21 protein-coding genes and 1 pseudogene are annotated in these 20,022 nt (G+C 72.7%); 12 read left to right on the top strand and 10 right to left on the bottom strand.

Translation table 11 applies throughout. The features are described from left to right. Positions 1–233 (top strand): response regulator transcription factor (locus tag JM949_RS20875; RefSeq protein ID WP_203150071.1); only part of this gene is annotated, 233 nt, incomplete at its 5' end. Positions 234–239: 6 nt separating this feature from the next. Here the strand turns inward: JM949_RS20875 and JM949_RS20870 are convergent. The 3 genes from JM949_RS20870 to JM949_RS20860 all read right to left on the bottom strand — a co-directional run bounded on the left by JM949_RS20870 (position 240) and on the right by JM949_RS20860 (position 2,722). Beyond that, positions 240–812 (bottom strand): DUF5709 domain-containing protein, encoded by a 573-nt coding sequence (locus JM949_RS20870; RefSeq protein ID WP_112583682.1) that lies wholly within the window; start codon positions 810–812, stop codon positions 240–242. A gap of 87 nt (positions 813–899) precedes the next feature. Next, positions 900–1,724 carry an ATP-binding protein gene (locus tag JM949_RS20865; RefSeq protein ID WP_203150070.1) on the bottom strand — a complete coding sequence of 275 codons (825 nt, stop codon included), beginning with the start codon at positions 1,722–1,724 and terminating at the stop codon, positions 900–902. Continuing rightward, positions 1,724–2,722 carry an SDR family oxidoreductase gene (locus JM949_RS20860; protein WP_203150069.1) on the bottom strand — a complete coding sequence of 333 codons (999 nt, stop codon included), beginning with the start codon at positions 2,720–2,722 and terminating at the stop codon, positions 1,724–1,726. Before JM949_RS20860 ends, JM949_RS20865 begins: the two co-directional genes overlap by 1 nt. Before the next feature lie 224 nt (positions 2,723–2,946). On the opposite strand from JM949_RS20860, the gene JM949_RS20855 reads away from it, so the two are divergent. Next, positions 2,947–4,146: a glycosyltransferase gene (locus tag JM949_RS20855; RefSeq protein ID WP_203150068.1), complete on the top strand. Its 1,200-nt coding sequence runs from the start codon at positions 2,947–2,949 to the stop codon at positions 4,144–4,146. Here the strand turns inward: JM949_RS20855 and JM949_RS20850 are convergent. The 4 genes from JM949_RS20850 to aroA all read right to left on the bottom strand — a co-directional run bounded on the left by JM949_RS20850 (position 4,104) and on the right by aroA (position 8,355). Then, positions 4,104–5,015, bottom strand: coding sequence for a hypothetical protein (locus JM949_RS20850; RefSeq protein ID WP_203150074.1), 912 nt, complete (start codon positions 5,013–5,015; stop codon positions 4,104–4,106). The two genes, JM949_RS20855 and JM949_RS20850, sit on opposite strands and share 43 nt — an antisense overlap. Before the next feature lie 59 nt (positions 5,016–5,074). After that, positions 5,075–5,893: a histidinol-phosphatase gene (gene hisN / locus JM949_RS20845; protein ID WP_203150067.1), complete on the bottom strand. Its 819-nt coding sequence runs from the start codon at positions 5,891–5,893 to the stop codon at positions 5,075–5,077. 28 nt (positions 5,894–5,921) lie between these two features. Next, positions 5,922–6,917: a ribosome small subunit-dependent GTPase A gene (rsgA, locus tag JM949_RS20840; protein WP_203150073.1), complete on the bottom strand. Its 996-nt coding sequence runs from the start codon at positions 6,915–6,917 to the stop codon at positions 5,922–5,924. Positions 6,918–7,053: 136 nt separating this feature from the next. Further along, the gene (gene aroA, locus JM949_RS20835) at positions 7,054–8,355 is read right to left on the bottom strand and encodes a 3-phosphoshikimate 1-carboxyvinyltransferase (protein ID WP_203150066.1); all 1,302 of its coding nucleotides are present in this window, start codon (positions 8,353–8,355) and stop codon (positions 7,054–7,056) included. Positions 8,356–8,458: 103 nt separating this feature from the next. Here aroA and JM949_RS20830 point away from each other — a divergent pair, with 103 nt between their 5' ends. The 5 genes from JM949_RS20830 to rsrA all read left to right on the top strand — a co-directional run bounded on the left by JM949_RS20830 (position 8,459) and on the right by rsrA (position 11,775). Further along, complete coding sequence (locus JM949_RS20830; protein ID WP_203150065.1) at positions 8,459–9,169, top strand: SOS response-associated peptidase; 711 nt, start codon at positions 8,459–8,461, stop codon at positions 9,167–9,169. Positions 9,170–9,364: 195 nt separating this feature from the next. After that, a complete protein-coding gene (locus JM949_RS20825) occupies positions 9,365–9,757 on the top strand; it encodes a WhiB family transcriptional regulator (protein WP_203150064.1) in 393 nt (130 codons plus the stop codon). Between the two features lie 48 nt (positions 9,758–9,805). Further along, on the top strand, positions 9,806–10,423 hold the full coding sequence (locus JM949_RS20820; RefSeq protein ID WP_203150063.1) for an alpha/beta hydrolase family protein: 618 nt from the start codon (positions 9,806–9,808) through the stop codon (positions 10,421–10,423). Positions 10,424–10,658: 235 nt separating this feature from the next. After that, positions 10,659–11,486 carry a sigma-70 family RNA polymerase sigma factor gene (locus tag JM949_RS20815; RefSeq protein ID WP_203150062.1) on the top strand — a complete coding sequence of 276 codons (828 nt, stop codon included), beginning with the start codon at positions 10,659–10,661 and terminating at the stop codon, positions 11,484–11,486. Position 11,487: 1 nt separating this feature from the next. Then, positions 11,488–11,775, top strand: coding sequence for a mycothiol system anti-sigma-R factor (gene rsrA, locus JM949_RS20810; protein WP_203150061.1), 288 nt, complete (start codon positions 11,488–11,490; stop codon positions 11,773–11,775). Between the two features lie 122 nt (positions 11,776–11,897). On the opposite strand, the gene JM949_RS39860 is transcribed toward rsrA, so the two are convergent. Next, a complete protein-coding gene (locus JM949_RS39860) occupies positions 11,898–11,972 on the bottom strand; it encodes a 50S ribosomal protein bL37 (RefSeq protein WP_370461611.1) in 75 nt (24 codons plus the stop codon). A gap of 225 nt (positions 11,973–12,197) precedes the next feature. Between JM949_RS39860 and JM949_RS20805 the strand changes: the two genes are divergently transcribed. Together JM949_RS20805 and JM949_RS20800 are read left to right on the top strand one after the other, a co-directional pair. After that, on the top strand, positions 12,198–12,413 hold the full coding sequence (locus tag JM949_RS20805) for a biotin/lipoyl-binding carrier protein (RefSeq protein WP_036412357.1): 216 nt from the start codon (positions 12,198–12,200) through the stop codon (positions 12,411–12,413). Further along, positions 12,410–12,919 (top strand): GNAT family N-acetyltransferase, encoded by a 510-nt coding sequence (locus JM949_RS20800; protein ID WP_203150060.1) that lies wholly within the window; start codon positions 12,410–12,412, stop codon positions 12,917–12,919. Before JM949_RS20805 ends, JM949_RS20800 begins: the two co-directional genes overlap by 4 nt. Here JM949_RS20800 and JM949_RS20795 read toward each other — a convergent pair. Beyond that, positions 12,820–13,528 (bottom strand): annotated as a pseudogene (locus tag JM949_RS20795) (TetR/AcrR family transcriptional regulator). The gene JM949_RS20800 and the pseudogene JM949_RS20795 overlap by 100 nt on opposite strands. A gap of 112 nt (positions 13,529–13,640) precedes the next feature. On the opposite strand from JM949_RS20795, the gene JM949_RS20790 reads away from it, so the two are divergent. Beyond that, a complete protein-coding gene (locus JM949_RS20790) occupies positions 13,641–15,227 on the top strand; it encodes an MDR family MFS transporter (protein ID WP_203150058.1) in 1,587 nt (528 codons plus the stop codon). A 29-nt stretch (positions 15,228–15,256) separates the two neighbouring features. On the opposite strand, the gene JM949_RS20785 is transcribed toward JM949_RS20790, so the two are convergent. Beyond that, entirely contained in the window at positions 15,257–17,098 is a 1,842-nt protein-coding gene (locus tag JM949_RS20785) for a tetratricopeptide repeat protein (RefSeq protein WP_203150057.1), read from the bottom strand. A 189-nt stretch (positions 17,099–17,287) separates the two neighbouring features. On the opposite strand from JM949_RS20785, the gene JM949_RS20780 reads away from it, so the two are divergent. Together JM949_RS20780 and JM949_RS20775 are read left to right on the top strand one after the other, a co-directional pair. After that, positions 17,288–18,319, top strand: coding sequence for an SIS domain-containing protein (locus tag JM949_RS20780; RefSeq protein ID WP_203150072.1), 1,032 nt, complete (start codon positions 17,288–17,290; stop codon positions 18,317–18,319). A gap of 25 nt (positions 18,320–18,344) precedes the next feature. Next, the gene (locus JM949_RS20775) at positions 18,345–19,937 is read left to right on the top strand and encodes a PAS domain-containing sensor histidine kinase (RefSeq protein ID WP_203150056.1); all 1,593 of its coding nucleotides are present in this window, start codon (positions 18,345–18,347) and stop codon (positions 19,935–19,937) included. Positions 19,938–20,022 lie beyond the last annotated feature (85 nt).

Here is a 20,022-nt window from a genome sequence, read left to right as displayed (position 1 = left end):
GGGGGAGCGGGCCGGCCGGCGGCGCCGAGGCGGCCGCGCCCCAACTCACCGAACGGGAGACGGAGGTGCTGCGGCTGGTGGCGAAGGGGATGTCGTACAAGCAGATCGCGGCGCGGCTCGGGCTGTCGCACCGCACGGTGCAGAACCACGTGCAGAACACCCTGGGCAAACTGCAACTGCACAACCGGGTCGAGCTGACCCGGTACGCCATCGAACGCGGCCTGGACGACTGACCCGGGTCAGACCGAGCGCGGCGGCTCCGTCTCGTGGATGGCCAACTCCTCGGCGGTCGCCCCGCCACCGGCCGATCCGGCGTCGTAGGCCACCGAGTCGGTCTCCTGGTCGGTGTGCGACCCCTCGTCCGGCTCCACCAGCCGGCCCACAGTGGCGTCGGCCACCGTGCCGAGCTGACCGTGGTCGTAGAGGGAGACCGGCGAGTTCGGGTCCGAGGTGGGTCCGGGATCCATCACGTCGGCGTCCAGCTGGGCCTCGGCCGCGGCCTCCAGGTTGTCCGCCTCGAAGGCGATCTTCGGGTCGATCGTCCCGGCCAGCGGGTCGTCCGCCGGGCGCTCGTAGACCTCGCGGTCGAGCTTGTAATCCAACGACTCACCGTCGAGCTGCTCCTCGGCGGTCGTCCCGAACCGGTCCACCGCCACCGGCGTCCGGTCGCCGGGCAGTTGGGCCGGGTCCGGGCCGTCCGCCTCGCGTCCGGTGAGCACGTCGTCGTTGGCGGTCGAGTCGTCATCGGCGGTGTCGGGCAGCCCCTGCGCCTCGGTGTCGGACACGGGGGTCGGGTACTCGTTGTCGCGCATGTCTGATCACTACCCGCTGACCTCTCGCCATAACCGGAGCACCGCCACCCGTGCGGTCGGAAAACGGCAACCGGACACGGAAACCCGTCAGCCGAGCGCACCGGTCTCGTCGTCCGGGTGCAGCACGCACCAGACGACCTTGCCGCCCGGTACGGCGGTGCTGCCCCAGCGGCGGGTCACCGAGGCGATCAGCAGCAGGCCCCGGCCACCGACCCGGGTCGGCGGGGACATCCCGGCGAACGCCGGCTGCCGGGGGGAGTGGTCGCGCACCGCCAGGTGCAGCATGCTCTCGCGGGGAGCCAGCCGCACCGTCATCGGGGTCCGGGCGTGCGCCACCACATTGTTGACCATCTCGGTGACCGCGATGGTCGCCGGGTCGGTGAGCGTCGCCAGGCCCCAACGTTCGCAACCGGTGGCGACCAGTTCGCGCGCCTGCCGGGCGGCCCCCAGCGTCGGAGCCAGTTCGGCGGTGAGCACCGCCGCCAGCGGCGCCGCCGCGACCGCGGCCAGCGCAGCGTCCACGGTCGGCCAGACCGGCACGCCGGCCACCATGGTCGGCGGGGCCGGCTCGCCGGTCGACGGGGCGTGGCCAGGACCGTCGATGGTCCGGTCAGAGAGCAGCAGGTCCGCCGCGGGCCAGTTGGCGACCTCCCGGCGCACCTCGGCGAAGACGCCCCGCCCAGCGACGTCGACGATCCGCAGAGCGGTCACGTCGGCCACCACCGGACCGGGCCGGTCACCGAGTCGGGCGAGTAGCGCCCCGCGTACCGCCTCGGCGCCGGCGGCGTCGAGCACACCGGTCAACCGGACCACCGCCGACGACTCGTCGGTCTCCATCAGACACCGGCCCATGATCGCCCCATTGTGCGCGTCGGTGACGGTCGACGCATCCGGGCGTTCGGCACCGGTCATCAGCGGCCCGGTCGGGATCGGCGGTTGATGACCGCCACGGTGCCGACCGCGGTGCCGGCGGCGGCCAGACCGAACGCGGCGGTCATCCGCACCAGCTGTCGCCGCCGACCGTGCCAGCGGCCGTCGGGGCGGGCCTGGGCGTCGGCGTGGAACACGTTGCCGCTGCTGTCCACCCGGGCGCCCGGACCGAACTGGGTGCGGTGGGCGTACCAGCCGAGGATGCGTTCCACCAGCGCGGGCGCCAGTCGCCACTGCAGGCCGAGCAGCCGGGCCGCGCCGCCGGCGTACGCCTCCCGGCGGGGGCGGCGCAGCAGCCGCACGATGGTCTCGGCGACGATGTCCGGCGGGTAGATCGGCGGCGGTGGCACCAGCTCCCGGCCGCTGTGGTTCGCCGTGTGCCGGAAGAACGGGGTGTCGATGCTGGCCGGCAGGACGGTGCAGACCGAGATCTGGCCGCGGCCGGTGACCCGCAGCTCCTGTCGGACCGTGTCGGCGAGCCCACGGATGCCGTGCTTGGCGGCGTTGTACGCGGACTGGTAAGGCATCGCCACCTCGGCGAGCACCGAGGCGTTGTTGACCAGCACACCGCCACCGGCCGCGTCGAGATAGGGCAGGGCGGCCTTGATGCCGTAGACCGTCCCGAGCAGGTTGACCTCCAGCACCCGGCGGAACTCGGCGACCGGGATCTCGTCGAACAGGCCCACCGCGCTCACCGCGGCGTTGTTCACCCAGGCGTCGATCCGGCCGAACTCGGCCGCCGCCTGCTCGGCCAGCTGGCGCACCGACTCCAGGTCGGTCACGTCGGTCGGCACGACAAGCGCCCGGCCGCCCAACTTCTGGCAGCGTTGTGCGACCTGTTCCAGGGCCGGTTCGGTGCGCGCCGCCAGCACGACGGCGGCACCCCGGCGGGCCAACGCGTACGCGGTCGCGATGCCGATCCCGCTGGACGCGCCGGTGATCACCACGGTCGAATCGTCGAGGCTGCGGGTCAGCGGCATTCCTGAGCGGTACCCCCGGTCGGGCCTGGTCATACCACCTGACGCTTGTCGATCATCGCGGAATGCCCGGGTCGTGTGGCCGGCGTGATTGCTGTGGCGCAAGGGTCGGCGGCACTCGCGGTGACTCTTCCTGATCTGCCAGGTTTCGGCTCCCGCCCACGGGGTTAATGGGACGCTCTGACCGGGAGGACCACCGCCGAGGAAAGATCGCAGGGAGGTGACCCATGCGCGTCGGCCTCGTCTGCGCGCACGCCAGTTCGTACCGCCACGCCGACGGCCCACCGGTCGGCACCCGACAGCACATCGCCCGGGTCGCCGCCGAGTTGGCCGACCGAGGCCACGACGTACGGCTCTACGAGCGCCGGGACGACCCGGGGCTGCCACCGACCACGACCATCGACGGCTACGAGGTGTACCGGGTGCCCGCCGGCCCGCCCACTCCACTGCCCACCGCGGGGCTGATTCCGTACGTGACCGAGGTCGGCCGCTGGTTGGCTGACGAGTGGTCGGGTGCCTGGCGGCCCGAGGTGGTGCACGGGCACTACTGGGTCGGTGGCCTGGCTGCCGCGCACGCGGTACGGGAGACCGACATCCCGGTGGTGCAGACGTTCCACTCGCTCGGCATCGAGCAACTGCGTCACCTCGGCGGCCACTACGACGGCCCGGGGGAGCGGATCACCCTGGAGCGGGCGTTGACCCGGGCGGTGGACATCGCCGTCGCCCAGTCGAACGACGAGGTCGACGAGCTGACCCGGATGGGTCTGCAACGCAGCTCGGTCGCGCTGGTGCCGGCCGGCGTCGACATCGAACAGTTCCATCCGGATGGCGAGGCGGCACCGCGCGAACAGCGGGCCCGCATCCTCTCGGTGGGCTCACTCGCGGCCGGGCACGGCCAGGAGGACCTGATCCGGGCGATGCGGCTGGTCGGAGACGCCGAGCTGGTGATCGCCGGTGGTCCGCCGACCGGCCAACTGGCCAACCACGCCGAGGCGCGCCGGCTACGCGAACTCGCCGAGCAGGTCGGCGTCGCCGATCAGGTGCGGCTCGTCGGGGCGGTGCCGCACGATCAGATGGCCACCTGGTACCGGTCGGCGGACGTGGTCGCCTGCACCCCGCACTACTCCTCGGCCGGGCGGGTCTCGCTGGAGGCGATGGCCTGTGGGGTGCCGGTGATCGGCTACGCGATGGGCGGCCTGGCGGACGCCGTCGTCGACGAGGTGACCGGTCGCCTGGTGCCCCCCGGTGACGTGCGCGCACTCGGCGTCTCGCTGCGCCGGGTGCTCGCCGACAACGCCGGTCGGTTCGCGTACGGGCACGCCGCGGTGGACCGGGTGCGCAGCAGTTACACCTGGGAGCGCACCGCCGGTGCGTTGGAGCGCCTCTACGAGCGGGTGGTGAGCCGCCGCAAGCCGGTCGAGGCCTGAGGCGGCGCCGGCCGGTCAGCCGGGCCGGCCGGCACCGACCTGGCCCGGTCCCGGTGGCGTGCCACCGAGCGGTGCTGCTGCGGTTCGGCGTACCGGGTCAGCCCGATCACCGCGGCCAGGGTGACCAGGAAGCCGACCGCGGCCAGCCACTCCCGCCCCGGCCAGATCTTGTCGTTGAGCAGCAGCAGACCGACGATCGCGGCGGGCACCGCACCGGCGGCGTCCATCGCGGCGACCGCGGCGGTCGTCGAGCCGCGTTGCATGGCCAGGCCGAGCAGCAGCTGCCCGACGATCGAATGAGCGATCAGCAGGTAGAACAGCGGGTCGGCGAGGAACGCCTCGGCGGACGGTGCGGACGCCAGTGGCCGGGCGGCGACCGCGGCCGAGCTGAACGCCAGCCCGGCCAGTGAGCCGAGGGCCACCGAACCGGGTGCCCCGTGCAGCCGGACGGCGAAGAAGCCGAGCACCGCGATCACGCCGAGCGCCACCAGCAGGGCGATCGAGCCCGCGGTGCCGAGCTGCTTCGACGGCGCTGGCCGGGCGGACAGCACCAGCGCGGTGATCCCGGCGAAGAGCAGGCCCAGCAGCGCCACCTCCGCCGCCGGAAGTCGCCACTTCAGCACCAGCACGCCGAGGATGGCGGTCACCCCGAGCCCGGCGGCCACGCTGGCCTGCACGAGGAAGAGCGGCAGGTCCCGCCGGGCCAGGAACGCGAGCACGAAGCCGCCGATCTGGCAGCCGAGGCCGACCAGGTACGTCCGGTGCCCGGCGAGGCGCAGCAGCAGACCCGGATCGAAGGTGTGGTGCACAGTGGTGCGGGCGGCGGCCACCGACTGGAGCAGGTTGGCGAAGCCGTACGCGACGATCATCGCCGCGAGGAAGCACCAACCGGAGGACACCACCTGGCGAGGATAGAGGTTGCCGGGGGTCAGCGCTCGGCTGGTTGATTGAGCCGGGTGAGGATGTCGCGGTGCAGCGCACCGTTGGTGGCCACCACGCTGCTGTCGGTGCCCGGCTCGCCGGTTGGCGCCGGTTGACCGTGCAGATCCGTGACCGTGCCACCCGCCTCGGTGATGATCGGTACCAGGGCCGCCACGTCCCACAGTGACAGCTCCGGCTCGACCATCACGTCCAGTGCCCCCTCGGCCAACAGCATGTAGCCGTAGAAGTCGCCGTACGCCCGGCTGCGCCAACCGTCGCGCATCAGGTCGAGCATCGCGTCGAGCCGCCCGGCGCGCTCCCACCCGGTCAGCGAGGAGTAGCAGACGCTGGCGTCCGCCACCCGGCCAACCGCTGACACGCCGATCCGCTCGCCGTCGGTCGAGCCCGACCCTGCGTACGCGCCCGCGCCCGCGCTCGCCCACCAACGCCGGCCCAGCGCCGGGGCGGACACCACGCCGACCGCCGGTCGGTCGCCGTCGTAGAGCGCGATCAGGGTGGCCCAGACCGGCACCCCGCGGACGAAGTTCTTGGTGCCGTCGATCGGGTCGATGATCCACCGCCGGCCGTCCGGGTCGGCCGACGGCTGCGCGCCGTACTCCTCACCGAGCAGCCCGTCCGTCGGCCGGCGCTCGGCCAGCAGGGCGCGGATCTCCCGCTCCACGGCGGTGTCCGCATCGGACACCGGGGTCAGGTCGGGCTTGGCCTCGACGCGCAGGTCGAGCGCGCGGAACCGGGCCGTGGCGATGGCGTCGGCCCGGTCGGCGAGCAGGTGGGCGAGGGCGAGGTCGTCGGCGTACCGGGTCATGCCGGCAACCTAGCCGACGCCGGTCCGCTCACTCGTCGGGCCCGCGCCGGTCACCCTCGCCGGGCCCGCGCTGGTCGCCCTCGCCGCGCGCGTCACCCTCGCCGGCCCGGGAGGCGAGCAACCGACGGTACGAGGCCAGCCGGCGCGGGTCGGCCTTGCCGGCGGCCACCCAGGCGTCCAGCCCACAGTCGGCCTCGTCGGCGGTGTGCGGGCAGTTCGGCGGGCAGTCGACGGTGCCCTCGACCAGGTCCGGAAAGCCGTGCAGCAGACTGTCGGCCGACACGTGCGCCAGCCCGAAGCTGCGGATCCCGGGGGTGTCGATGATCCATCCCGGGTCGGTGTCGACCCCGGGCACCGGTGGCAGTCGCAGTGCCACCGCACTGGTCGAGGTGTGCCGACCCCGGCCGATCGCGCTCACCACGCCGACCGCCCGCAGCGCGTCCGGAACAAGGCGGTTGACCAACGTCGACTTACCCACCCCGGAGTGCCCGACCAGTACCGACACCTTGCCGCTGAGCAGCGCGCGGAGCGCGTCGAGGTCGGAGTCGGGGCGGTTGAGCACGTACGGCAGCTCCAGCTCGGTGTAGTAGCCCAGCACCTCCTCCGGCCCGGCCAGGTCGGCCTTGGTGAGGCAGAGCAGCGGCTCGACGTCCGCGTCGTACGCGGCCACCAGGCAACGGTCGATGAACCCGGTGCGCGGCGGCGGATCGGCCAACGCGCTGACGATCACCAGCTGGTCGGCGTTCGCCACCACCACCCGCTCCAGCCGACCCTCGGCGGTGGTCTCGTCGTCGTCGGCGGTACGACGCAGCACCGAGCGACGCTCGGCGATCCGGACGATCCGGGCCAGAGCGCCCTCCGCGCCGGACGTGTCGCCGACCAGGCTGACCCGGTCACCGACCACCACCGACTTGCGGCCCAGCTCGCGGGCCCGCATCGCGGTGACAGTGGGCAGCTCGGCACCGACCACGCCGCGCTCGGCCCCGGACAGCACACAGGTGTAGCGCCCACGGTCGACGGCGATGACGAACCCGTCGACGGCGTCGGCGTGCTGCGGGCGGGTGCGCGTACGCGGACGCGACGACTTTCCGGGCCGGACCCGTACGTCGTCCTCGTCGTACTCCCGTCGTCTGGTCGCCAGGACCTGTCCTCTTCTCGCGTCAGCTCTTGCCGGTCACCATCGCTGACCATAGTGCCGGGAACTCGGGCATGGTCTTGGAGGTACACCCCACGTCGTCCACCTCGATGCCCGGAACGGCGAGCCCGGCCACCGCGGCGGCGTGCGCCATCCGGTGGTCGTGGTAGGTGCGGAAGACCCCGCCGCGCAGCGGCCGGGGCCGGATCTCCAACCCGTCCGGTGTCTCGGTGATGTCCGCCCCGAGCCCGCCGAACTCCCGCGCGAGCGCGGCGAGCCGGTCGGTCTCGTGGCCACGGATGTGCCCGACGCCGGTGAAGACCGACGGCGAGTCGGCCAGCATGGCCAGCGCGGTCAGCACGAGGGTCAGCTCGCCGACGTCGGACAGGTCGGCGGTCAGACCGTGCACCACGCCGGTGCCCCGCACGGTCAGCCCGTTGGTGGAGAGGGTGACCTCGCCGCCCATCCGCTGTAGCAGCGAGCGGAGTTGCTCGACCGGCTGGGCGCTGCTGTGCGGCCAACCCTGCAAGGTCACCTCGCCGCCGGTGACCAGGGCGGCGGCGAAGAACGGCACGGCGCCGGAGAGGTCTGGCTCGATCTCCCAGCCGCGCCCGGTGAGCGGGCCGGGCTCGACGGCCCAGACGTCGGGGGTGCTGTCGTCGACCGCCGCGCCGGCGGCCCGCAGCATCTGCACTGTCATCCGAAGGTGCGGCGCGGAGGGCACCGGTGGGCCGACGTGACGCACCACGACGCCCCGGTCGAAGCGCGGGGCGGCCAACAGCAGCCCGGAGACGAGCTGGCTGGAGGCGGACGCGTCGATCACCACCTCGCCCCCGCTGACCCGGCCGGTGCCGAGCACGGTCAGCGGGAGGCTGCCCGTGCCGGTGACGTCGATCCGCACGCCCAGCGAGCGCAGTGCGTCGACGAGCGGGCCGAGCGGTCGGGTGCGGACGTACGGGTCGCCGTCGAAGGTGACCTGCCCGTCGGCCAGGCCCGCCACCGGCGGCACGAACCGCATCACCGTGCCGGCCAGCCCGACGTCGACGTGCGCGGGACCGACCAGCGGGTGCGGCCGGACCAGCCAGCGCTCGTCGTCGCTGATCGACACGTGCGCGCCCATCCCGCGCAGGCCCGCGGCCATCAACTCGGTGTCGCGGGCGCGCAGTGGCCTGGCCAGCGTCGACGGGCCGGCGGCCAGCGCGCTGAGCACCAGGGCGCGCGCGGTCATCGACTTGGAACCGGGCAGGCGCAGCGTCGCCGCCACCGGATCGGATGCGGTCGGTGCGGTCCACGGCTGCGGCGGCCGGGTCGCGGTCAGATTCCCCACGGTTACATTCTGCCGCGTCGGCTGACCGGCGGCGCTGCCCGGTGCTCGTACTCCCGGTTGGCGGGACAGCCGACAGCGCCTCCGACGCGTTAGCGTGTGCCCCATGTGCGGCAGGTACGCGACGACCCGAAGCTCCGGCGAGCTGAGCGCGCTGTTCGAGTCGTCCGACGACACCGACGGTGCGGTCCGACCGGATCACAACGTCGCGCCGACCGACCCGGTGCCGCTGGTCCGGGTCAGCGCGGAGGGGCAGCGCAGCCTCGCGGTGGGTCGCTGGGGGCTGCTGCCGCACTGGTCCCGGTCCGCCGTCGGCGCGGCTCGGATGATCAACGCGCGAGCGGAGACGGTGGCCACCAGCCGGGCGTACGCCGGGTCGTTCGCGCGTCGCCGCTGCCTGGTCCCGGCCGACGGCTGGTACGAGTGGGTTCGCCGGCCGGACGGCGGCCGGCAGGCGTACTTCATGACTCCGCGCGACGGCTCGGTGCTCGCCCTGGCCGGCATCTGGTCGGCCTGGAAGTCCGGCGCCGACAGTCGGCTCACCTTCAGCGTGCTGACCACCGCGGCGCTCGGCGACCTGGGTGAGGTGCACGACCGGATGCCGGTGCTGCTGCCACCGGAGCGTTGGTCGTCGTGGCTGGCGCCGACCGACGAGCCGGAGCGGCTGCTGGTCCCGGCGTCGGCGGAGCAGCTGGCGGGTTTGGAGATCCGCCCGGTGGGCGCGGCGGTGGGGGACGTCCGCAACGACGGGCCACAGCTGACCGCCCGGGTGGCGGAGCCGCCAGCGGTGGCACCGCAGGATTTGACCCTGTTCTGAAGCTGACCGCATAGTCAGGCGCCGATTTGCGAGGGTTCCGCGCGATTCGTCGCCTGAGTGTTCAGTCATGTTCCCGGCAGACCCTTGTCCCGGTGTTGTGAAGTGCGATACAACACAGCGCCGGTAGTGGCTGTCGATTCGCACGGGGCGGACGACATCCATCGATCTTGCCGGTCCCACGGGGGAGGTGGGTGGATGACACGGGCACGGATGCCGCGCCCGCACGAGGTGGCAGCGGCGCGGCGCGATCCGCGACTGCTGCGGGCCGTGCGGGAACGGCGACAGGACGACGCATGGCGCACCAGAGGCACCTGTCAGAGCGTCGATCCGGAGACATTCTTTCCAGCACCGAACGAGCCGGCGGACGCCGCCGTCGCGCTGTGCCGCAGCTGTGACGTGCAGGGGTCCTGTCTGGCCTGGGCTCTCGACGTCGGTGACTGCCACGGCGTGTGGGGCGCAACCACGCCGCGCGAACGGCGGGCGATGCTGGTCGCCTGGCGTGGCGAGGTCGAGCCGGACCTGGACGCCATCGACGACGCCGGCCCGCCGGTACGGGATCGCCTGCTCGCCCTGGTCCCGCTGAGCTGACCGGCGGCGGGTTCGCACCCGCGCGGCCCGGCGGCGCAGAATGGGTCGGTGCCACCCAACGACGAGATCGACACCCCGCGCGGCGTGGCGCGGATCGACACCGACCTGCCGGCCCGTGCGGCCACCGCGCTGCTCGTGCTCGGGCACGGTGCGGGCGGCAGCGTCGACGCCCCCGACCTGCTGGCGGTCCGGGACGCCGCGATCGCGGCCGGCCTGGCGGTGGTCCGGGTGACCCAGCCCTATCGGGTCGCCGGTCGGCGTGCGCCGGCACCGGCCGGTCACCTCGACGAGGCCTGGACGGCGGTGCTCGCCGTGCTGCGCGGCCGGCACGCCGACGTGCCGACGATGGTGGTCGGTGGTCGGTCCAGTGGTGCCCGGGTGGCCTGCCGGACGGCTCGCGCGGTGGGCGCGGTCGGGGTGGTCGCGTTGGCCTTTCCGCTGCACCCACCCGGGCGGCCGGAACGCTCCCGGGCCGCCGAACTGGGCACCGGCCTGCCGACGCTTGTGGTCAACGGCGATCGAGACCCGTTCGGGACGCCCGAGCCGGGGCCGGCCGTGCGGGTGGTGACCCGTCCGGGTGAGACGCACGACCTGCGCAGAGATCCGGCCGGCACCGCGGCGGCCGTCCGGGACTGGCTGTCGGCCCAGGGCTGGGCGGCCGACTGACCGCCCGGGCCGGCTCGCCCGAGCGACCGTTTCCGGTGCCGGGCACGGGTCGTTGCATCCGATGGTGCCGTCGGCCCGATCCGGACCGCTGGCACCAGTCCTCCCAGGCCCTTCCTGGTCCCAGCGCCGGCCGCCGTCGGGGCCGGGACCAGGAACGGGGAGGGTCGGGCCGGAATGCCCCAGTGGTCATCTCGCGTTACTACCCCCGGACGACTTTTCTGCGAGGGGGTGACCGGTGCCAACCGAGACACGAAGCCTGCAACGGGACGAACGGGACGCCCGGCAGCTGAAGCGGCTGCTGGATGGTCCGGAGTGGCCCGTGCCGGCGGGTCCGGGCGGGGTGGGCGCGGTGAGCACGGGCACACCGGCCGAAAGTGAATCTGCGGCCAGGTCTGTGCGCGTATCCTCGGCGGGAAAGCATCCGACGCGAGGGGATGTGCGGTTGACCACCGAGAAGACGGACGAGCGCAGGGCCCGGTTCGAACGGGACGCGATGCCATTCGTCGATCAGCTCTACGCTGCTGGGCTGCGGATGACGCGCAACCCGGCGGATGCCGAGGATCTGGTCCAGGAGACCTACCTGAAGGCGTACGCGGCCTTCCACCAGTTCGAGCAGGGCACGAATCTGAAGGCCTGGCTCTACCGGATCCTGACCAACACCTACATCAACTCCTACCGCAAGCGGCAGCGCCAGCCGATCCAGGCGCCGACCGAGGAGATCACCGACTGGCAGCTCGCCGAGGCCGAGTCGCACACCTCCAGTGGGTTGCGCTCCGCCGAGACGGAGGCACTGGACCGGCTGCCGGACAGTGACGTCAAGGAGGCTCTCCAGCAGTTGCCGGAGGAGTTCCGGCTGGCCGTCTACCTCACCGATGTCGAGGGCTTCTCCTACAAGGAGGTCGCGGACATCATGGGCACGCCGATCGGCACCGTGATGTCGCGCCTGCACCGGGGCCGTCGTAATCTGCGCAAGCTGCTCGAGCAGTACGCCGGTGAGCGGGGCTTCAGTGCCGCCCGCTCCTCGAACGGCTCGACTGCCGCCGCTGCCGGTCGGGAGGTGTGACGTGAGCTGTGGGGAGCCGCACGAGACGGACTGCCGCGAGGTGCTCGCGGAGGTGTATCTCTACCTGGATCTGGAGTGCGCCGACGAGCGTCGCTCGTTGATCCGGGACCACCTGGACGAGTGCGGGCCCTGCCTGCGCGAGTACGGGCTCGAGCAGGAGGTGCGGGCGCTGGTGGCGCGTTGCTGCGGCAACGAGACCGCACCGGACCAACTGCGCGAGCGGCTGCGGGTCAAGCTCACCGAGTTGGTGGTCTTCGAGACCAGCGAGTCCCGCGAGTTGGCCGACTGAGCGTCGGCGCGTCTGACGAACCAGAACCGGTGGCCCGGGTCGATATCGACCCGGGCCACCGGTGTGCCCGGCGTCGGCCGGGTCGAGCTGAGCGGTGACGGGCCGCCGGCCCGTCGACGCGTTCAGGAGTTGGGACGCTTGCCGTGGTTCGCGGCGCTCTTCTTACGAGCCTTCTTCTTCCGAGCCTTCTTCGCCATGCTGACCTCCTCGTGATGGTCGGATCCGTCCTGCGCACGACCTCGGCGCGGGTGCACCCAACGGCCGTCCGGCGTCGGTCCGACCCGCTGATGGTAGTGCCGTCGACACCCGCCGCCTCCCGCAGGGCGGGCTGGCCTTCCCGGCCGTGCCGCTGCGCGCCCGCCGTCCCCCGACGCATGATTGGATACATCGGCAGGCACATCGCGAAGAGGGAGGGCCCGGACATGGCCGAGGAGATCCGCGCCGAGATGGTGGCGAACGTCTGGAAGGTCGTCGCCACGGCAGGTGACACCGTGGCCGAGGGTGACACCCTGGTGATCCTCGAGTCGATGAAGATGGAGATCCCGGTCGTCGCCGAGTCCGACGGTGTGCTCCAGCAGTTGGCGGTGCACGAGGGTGACGTCGTGCAGGACGGCGACCTGATCGCGGTGATCGCTTGACCGGACTGCGGGTCCGTCCTGCCGAGCCGGCCGACTTCCCGGCGGTGGCCCGGCTCACCGTTGCGGCGTACGAGGCGGATGGTCAGCTCAAGGGCGAACACGGGTACGGCGAGGTGCTGGCCGACGTGTCGACCCGGGCCGCCAGTGGCGAGGTGCTGGTAGCGGTCGACGAGCTGACCGGAGCGGTGCTCGGCTCGGTGACCTTCGTGCTGCCCGGCACCCCGTACGCCGAGTTGTCCGGGCCGGGTGAGGCGGAGTTCCGGATGCTCGCGGTCGACCCGGGCGCCCAGCGGCGGGGTGTCGGTGTGGCGTTGGTCGAGGCGTGTGTCGACCGGGCCACCGAGTTGGGTTGTTCGGCGGTGGTGATCTGCGTCCGGGCCGGGATGGCCGATTCGGCGCACCGGCTCTACTCGCGTCGCGGGTTCGTCCGCTCCCCGGAGAAGGACTGGTCGCCGGCGGCGGGGGTGGACCTGCTCGGCCTGCGGCTGGAGCTGACCCGCGGCTGAGTGCCGCCCCCCGGTCGACCCGGCCCGCCGGGGTCAGGCGTCGGGTTCGGTGGCGATGGCGGCCAGCAACTCGTCGGCCACCTCCAGGGCGATCTTGCGGCGCTCGTCGTCGCTGATGTGCGGTGTGCGGACCGCGAACCAGCTGCTGTGCACCGCGAACAGCGACAGCGCGGCGCGCAGTTGGGCTGCGGGGGAGTCGTCGCCCCGGCAGAGCGCGTTGGCCAGCTCCATCATCCGGCCGCGCATCTTCTGGCCGGCGGCGAGGCTCTTGAGCGCGGTCTGGTTCTGCTCGAAGAAGCGCATCACCGACGGCTGCTCGGCGCCGAACATGGTGTCGGCGTACCGGGAGATCAGCTCGCGCCGGGTGGCCGTGGTGGCGGGCTGCGTCTCGGCCCAGGCGATCAGCGCGTCCATCCGCTCCAGCCGGTCCTCCACGAAGCTGGCGACGATGTCGTCCTTGCTCTTGAAGTGGTAGTAGAGCGCGGCCTTCGTGACATTGAGCCGCTCGGCGATCTCCCGAAGCGAGGTCTTCTCGTACCCCTGCTCGGTGAAGAGCTCGAGCGCGACGGCCTTGATCCGTTCCCGCGTCCCGCCTGTGCTCTCCCTCACGCACGCCCCCCAAATGGCTTGACCGTCGTTCGCTATCCAACTTACCGTGCGGCTAGTAAGGTGACTAGCCGGGCGGCAAGTAAGTATGGCAATCCTTGGGGGGAGCTTACCCATGACTCAGGCAACCCAGGCCGGCACGCGACCCAACAACATCAGGGTCGTGCTGTTCGGGCTGATGATCGCGATGATGCTCGCGATGCTCGACAACATGATCGTCAGCACCGCGCTACCGCGGATCGTCGGCGAGTTCGGCGGCCTCAACCACTTCACCTGGGTGGTCACCGCGTACGTCCTGGGCACCACCGTCTCCACCCCGATCTGGGGCAAGCTCGGTGACCTCTACGGCCGCAAGTCGGTCTTCCTGACCTCGGTCATCATCTTCCTCGTCGGCTCCGCCCTCTGCGGCATGGCCGGCTCGGGCATGTTCGGCGGCCCGCAGGACGGCATGGTCCAGCTCATCGCCTTCCGTGCCGTGCAGGGCCTCGGCGCCGGTGGCCTCATGGTCGGCGTGATGGCGATCATCGGTGACCTGGTGCCGCCCCGCGAGCGCGGGCGCTACCAGGGCATGATCGCCGGCATCATGGCCATCGCCATGGTCGCTGGCCCGCTGGTCGGCGGCTTCATCACCGACCACCTCTCCTGGCGCTGGGCGTTCTACGTCAACCTGCCGCTCGGCGGGGTCGCGCTGCTGGTGCTGATCACCACCATGCACCTGCCGAAGTACCGCACCGAGCACCGGATCGACTGGTTCGGCGCCGGGCTGCTCTCGGTCGGCATCACCGCGATCGTGCTCATCACCACCTGGGGCGGCAACGAGTACGACTGGACGTCGCCGCAGATCCTCGGCCTGGTGGTGTTGGCACTGCTCGCGCTGGCGGCGTTCGCCCTGGTGGAACGCCGCGTTTCGGAGCCGATCCTGCCGTTGGCGCTGTTCGCCAACCGCAACTTCGCGCTGATCTCGGTGATCGGCTTCATGCTCGGCTTCGCGATGTTCGGCGCGATGAACTTCCTGCCGCTCTACCAGCAGACCGTGCAGGGGGCGTCGGCGACGAACAGCGGCCTGCTGCTGCTGCCGCTGATGTTCGGCATGCTCGTCGTCTCGCTGGCCATCGGTCGGGCGATCACCAGGAACGGAAAGTACCGGGCCTACCCGATCATCGGCGGCGTGGTGATGACGGCGGGCATGGCACTGCTGTCCATGCTGGACACCGACACCAGCAAGCTGATGTCCTCGCTCTACATGGTCGTGCTCGGCGTCGGCATGGGCTTCCTCATGCAGACGTCTATGTTGATCGCGCAGAACAGCGTGGAGCAGAAGGACCTCGGTGCGGCCAGTGGCGCGGCGACCTTCTTCCGGTCGATCGGCGGCTCGTTCGGCATCTCGCTGTTCGGCGCGATCTTCGCCAACCGGTTGGCCGACTCCGCCGGCGGCGCGGCCTTCGGCGGTGGCGAGTCAGGTGCCGGGATGGATCTGGCCAAGCTCAAGGAGCTGCCCGCCCAGGCGCGCGAGGCGGTGCTCGGTGGTCTCGCCGACGCGATCTCGCACGTCTTCCTCTGGGCGGTGCTGTTCACCATCGTGATCCCCGTGCTGGCCTGGTTCATCAAGGAGATCCCGTTGCGCACCGCGAACGACGCGCCGCGGCAGGCCACCCCGGAGGAAGAGGCCGAAATCGCCCTCGGCAAGGCTCCGGTCGCCTGATCCGACCCTCTCCCGCGCCGCGCCGACCGTCACGGTCGGCGCGGCGCGCTTCTGCGCAGGTGCTGCCAGAGGCGGCGGAGGGGGTTGCGGGGGCGGGGAACCCGGGGAGAGTAGGTGTCGATCAGGGCGGTGGCCAGGGCGGCGCTGGTGGGGTCCAGCTGCGGGGTGGCGAGCGCCAGGTGGGCCAGCGAGGCGGCGATCGGCACCGGTCGGGTCCGCGCCACGGCGGCCACGTCGGCGAGGCGTTCGGCCACCGCCCGCGCCACGTCCGGCCGCACCGAAGGGTCCACCCAGGCGGCGGTGACCAGGGCGAACAGCGCCGCCTCGGTGACCCAGTCCTCCACGCCCCAGACCAGGTCGAGTAGCACCCGACGCCGGGTCGAACCCTCCCACGGCTCGTCGGTGCGGTGGTGCAGCAGCCCCAGGCACGCCCAGACCTGCACCCCACGAACCCAGACCGACGGGTCGTGGGCGGCCAACAGCCGACCCACCGCGTTGGCCGGCGCCGCCGGCGGGTGCACCAGCAGGCCGAGCAGGTCGGCCACGTCGAGGCCGGCCAGGCCCACCGCCGCGTCGTACGCCGCCGGTGGGTGGGCCCAGGCCGGGTGGGCGATCTGCCCGACCCGTTCGACAGCGGTGGCCGAGGGTGCCGGCAGTGCGGGCGTCGGGACCGCGCCGGCGTAGTGCCACAACCGCTGAGCGGACGGCCGGCGCGGCTCGCGCGGGTCCGGCTCCGGCGCCCCGTCGACCTCGATCCGCAGCCCGGGAGTGCTGGCCAGTGCCGTCGCGACCGCGCTCGGTGGGGCGGCGGCGGGCAGCCGCACGGTGCTGCCGAGACCGTTGTCGTCGTCGGCCACCGACTGACGCATCGCGTCGACGAGTGCGCCGCCGGCCGGGGTCAGTTGACCCAGCCAGGGCCGACCCCGGCAGCACTGGGCCAGGTCGCCGTGTTCGTGGCTGTCGTCCGGGTGGTCCCGGACGAAGTCGGCGAGCGCGACCAGGTGGGCGAGGTCGCCGTCGCGCAGGTGCCGCACCCGGTGGGCGGTGTGCACCGCGCAGTCGAACGACGGATCGCGCGCCAACGCCCGCTCGGCCCACTCCAGCGCCTCGTCGAGTCGGCCGATCTCGGCCAGGGTGCCGGCGATGTCCGCGTAGATCGCCAGGTCGTCGGGGTCCAGCTCGACAGCCCGACCGAGGGCCGCGAGGCCGTCGCGGGTCCGGCCCGAGCTGCGGTACGCGTAACCGAGCCACACCTGGCCCATCTTCGAGGGCTGCGCGCGTACCCCTCGGGTGGCCCAGCGGACCGCCAGCTCGACCTCGCCGAGACGCCGGGCCAGCGCGGACGCCGCACCCAGCAGGAGGCCGTGTTCGGGGTGGACGGTGGCCGCGTTGCGGGCGAGCGTGAGGTACGGGGTGAGGGCGGCCCGGCCGGCCCGTGGCACCGGGTCGGGCAGTGCGGCGCAGACCTGCATGAGGACGCGGGCGATGTGCTCCGGATCGAGCCGTTCGGCCAGCTCGGGAGCGGTGACCCAGGGCACGCCGGCCCACTGGGTGCCGGGCGCGTACACGGTCGCCACGGCGAGAAGCTCCAGCCCCTCGGCGGGGCGGCCGGCGGTGGCGAGGAGATGGGCGCGGGCGACGACCGCGCCGACGAAGGTGTGGTGGTTGATCGGGAAGAGGTCGAGGCCGCCACCGTTCGTCGCGGCCAGCCGGGCCAGCGTCTCGTGCACCTCCGGGAGGGTGGGGGCCCGCGCCAGGGCACCGGCGAGGTGGCCGGCGGCATGGTGGAGATCGCCCTCGTCGAGTGCCAGCCGGGCCAGCGCCAGCTCCTCCGTCGCGGAGAGCGCGGAGTCGTCTGTTCCGTCGGGCACGTCGTCCTCTCGTCACGGGCTAGACCGGGTGCAGCGGGCCCAGCGTAGTTGATATTGAGATCATGAGGTGACCTTCTGCGCACTCCTGCGCGTTCGATTGCTGAATGGCGTACAAAAATGCAAGACTGAGCAGGAATCGCGCGGCAATCGCGCAGGAGGGGAGTGTCCGTGACACGCGCAGGGGCTGGGATGGCCGCCGACATCGACGAGCAGCCGGCTGGCTACGCGCGCCTGCTCTCCGCCGACAACGCCGCCGAGATCGCCCGGGTGGCGGCGGTCATCGCCGAACGCCGCCCACGGCACGTCGTCTTCACCGCCCGGGGCACCTCCGACCACGCGGCGCTCTACGGGGCATACCTGACCGAGATCCGCCTCGGCCTGCCCGCCGGGCTCGCCTCGCCCAGCGTGGTCACCCTCTTCGGAGCCCGCCCCGACCTGTCCGACGCCCTTGTCGTCGGGGTCAGCCAGAGCGGTGGCTCGCCCGACCTGGCCGAGGTGCTGCGCGCGGCCCGTGCGTCCGGGGCGCTCACCCTCGCGGTGACCAACGCCCCCGACTCGCCGCTGGTCGACGTGGCTGAGCTGAGCGTCGACATCGCCGCCGGGCACGAGCGGGCGGTGGCCGCCACCAAGACGTACACCGCCGAGCTGCTCGCCCTGCTGATGCTGGTGGAGGGGATCCGGGCCGGCGACGGCGTGCTCCCGGCAACCGAGCGCAAGGCGCTCGACGCGCTTCCCGAGTTGGCCGCCCGCACGCTGACCGACGGCACCCCGGCGCAGCTCGCCCCGCGCTACCGGTTCGCCCGTCAGCTGGTCACCACCGGCCGGGGGTACGCCTACCCCACCGCCCGCGAGGCCGCCCTGAAACTGATGGAGACCTCGTACCTGCCGGCGCTCGCCTTCTCCGGCGCCGACCTGCTGCACGGCCCGCTGGCGATGACCGACCCGGAGGTCCCGGTGCTCGCGCTGGTCGGCTCCGGCCCGGGTGGACGTTCGATGGGTGAGGTGCTGCCCCGCCTCGGCGAACGTCGGGCCGACGTCGTGGTGGTCGGCTCCGCCGACGTGCCGGGCGCGACCCGGCTGGCCGTTCCCGAGGTCGACGAGCGGTACGCCCCCCTGCTGGACATCCTCCCGTTGCAGCGGTTGGCGCTGGCCCTGGCGCTCACCCGAGGTGAGGACCCGGACGCGCCACGCGGGTTGAAGAAGGTCACCGCGACGATGTGAGGCACGGCGTGGCACCCTGGTCACCGTGTCCACGCTGCGCGACCTCGCCGAGGAGCACACCCACCTCCGTCCGGCCGACATCGACCACCTGCACCGGATCGCCGGCGACTGGCAGCTGCTCTCCGATCTCTCCTTCGCTGACCTGCTGCTCTGGGTGCCTGTCGACGCCGACGGCACGTTCCTCTGCGTCGCCCAGGTCCGCCCGACCACCGCACCCACCGCGTACCAGGACGACCAGGTGGGGCGGATCGTCGGCGGGTCGGAGGTGGCCCACCTCGAGGTGGCCTACTCCCAGGGCCGCATCTGGCGGGAGGGCGACCCGGTCTGGTACGGCGACGTGCCGGCCCGGCACGAGGCGATCCCGGTCCGGCTGCGTACCGCCGAGGGGGAGGCCGGCGAGGTGATCGCCGTGGTGGGGCGGGACACCAACCTCTCCACCGCCCGTACCCCCAGCCAGCTTGAGCTGAACTATCTGACCACGGCCGACGACCTGGCCCAGATGATCGCGGACGGCACCTTCCCGCCGCCCCGGCATCCGGGCGAGACCACCTCCGCGCCCCGGGTCGGGGACGGCCTGGTCCGGCTGGACGCCGGTGGCAAGGTCACCTACGCCAGCCCGAACGCCCAGTCCGCGTACCGCCGGCTGGGTTACGCCTCCCACCTGGTGGGCGAGGACCTGGCCGCGCTGCATCGCCGGCTGGCCGGTGACCCGCTGGACGGCACCGAGGCGGCGAACGGCATCCTGGCCGCGTTGCGCGGTGAGGCGCCGCCGCGGCGGGAGATCGACGCCCGGGGTGCCACCATGCTCACCCGGGCGCTGCCGCTGATGCCCGCCGGGGTGCCGATCGGCGCGCTGGTGCTGGTCCGCGACATCACCGAGGTCCGTCGGCGGGATCGAGCGTTGATCACCAAGGACGCCACCATCCGGGAGATCCACCACCGGGTGAAGAACAACCTCCAGACCGTTGCCGCGCTGCTGCGGTTGCAGGCCCGGCGGGTGGCCATGCCGGAGGCGCGGGTCGCGCTGGAGGAGTCGGTCCGCCGGGTCGCCTCGATCGCCCTGGTGCACGAGACGCTCTCCATGTCCAGCGACGAGGCGGTCGAGTTCGACGGCATCGTCGACCGGGTGGCCAGCGCGGCGACCGAGGTCGCGGTGACCGAGGTGAGCGTCGGCATGCGGCGGCGGGGCAGCTTCGGCGTGCTGCCCGCGGAGATCGCCACCTCGCTGGTGATGGTCCTGAACGAGTTGCTGCTCAACGCCGTCGAGCACGGGTTCCCGCCGGCCGAGGAGGCGGACGAGGCTCCGGTGCCCGCCGCCTCGGGCATGCTGCCGGTCGCCGTCGCCGAGGTCGACCCGTCGGTACGACCCGAGGTGGTGGTCTCGGCGCACCGGTTCCGCAAGATGCTGCACGTCTCGGTGACCGACAACGGACGCGGCCTGCCACCGGACTTCGACGCCGAACGCGGCAGCCGGCTCGGCCTCCAGATCGTCCGAGCCCTGGTCACCGGGGAGTTGCGGGGCACCATCGAGTTGCGCGCCGGAGCCAACGGCGGCACCGAGGCCGTGCTTGTCGTTCCGCTGGCCCGCAACGCCCACGACGGCCGCGCACAGCCCTGACCGCCGGGGGTCGCGTTGGCGGCCGGCCGCCGCCGGGCTGCCGCTGGATCGAGGGCCGGCCCGCCGCCGGGTCGACACCGAAGGG

It is taken from the genome of Micromonospora tarensis (assembly GCF_016803395.1).
Taxonomy (GTDB): domain Bacteria; phylum Actinomycetota; class Actinomycetes; order Mycobacteriales; family Micromonosporaceae; genus Micromonospora; species Micromonospora tarensis.
The sequence above is the reverse complement of the archived record's forward strand: the minus strand, read 5'-3'. Positions and strand labels throughout refer to the sequence as shown.

Bases quoted from the DNA above. Each gene is read 5' to 3' on its own strand.
- JM949_RS20870 (WP_112583682.1), bottom strand. From the start codon at position 812: ATGCGCGACAACGAGTACCCGACCCCCGTGTCCGACACCGAGGCGCAG.
- JM949_RS20790 (WP_203150058.1), top strand. From the start codon at position 13,641: ATGACTCAGGCAACCCAGGCCGGCACGCGACCCAACAACATCAGGGTC.
- JM949_RS20850 (WP_203150074.1), bottom strand. From the start codon at position 5,015: ATGATCGTCGCGTACGGCTTCGCCAACCTGCTCCAGTCGGTGGCCGCC.
- JM949_RS20860 (WP_203150069.1), bottom strand. From the start codon at position 2,722: ATGCCGCTGACCCGCAGCCTCGACGATTCGACCGTGGTGATCACCGGC.
- JM949_RS20805 (WP_036412357.1), top strand. From the start codon at position 12,198: ATGGCCGAGGAGATCCGCGCCGAGATGGTGGCGAACGTCTGGAAGGTC.
- JM949_RS20780 (WP_203150072.1), top strand. From the start codon at position 17,288: ATGGCCGCCGACATCGACGAGCAGCCGGCTGGCTACGCGCGCCTGCTC.
- JM949_RS20865 (WP_203150070.1), bottom strand. From the start codon at position 1,724: ATGACCGGTGCCGAACGCCCGGATGCGTCGACCGTCACCGACGCGCAC.
- JM949_RS20825 (WP_203150064.1), top strand. From the start codon at position 9,365: ATGACACGGGCACGGATGCCGCGCCCGCACGAGGTGGCAGCGGCGCGG.
- JM949_RS20855 (WP_203150068.1), top strand. From the start codon at position 2,947: ATGCGCGTCGGCCTCGTCTGCGCGCACGCCAGTTCGTACCGCCACGCC.
- hisN (WP_203150067.1), bottom strand. From the start codon at position 5,893: ATGACCCGGTACGCCGACGACCTCGCCCTCGCCCACCTGCTCGCCGAC.
- JM949_RS20830 (WP_203150065.1), top strand. From the start codon at position 8,459: ATGTGCGGCAGGTACGCGACGACCCGAAGCTCCGGCGAGCTGAGCGCG.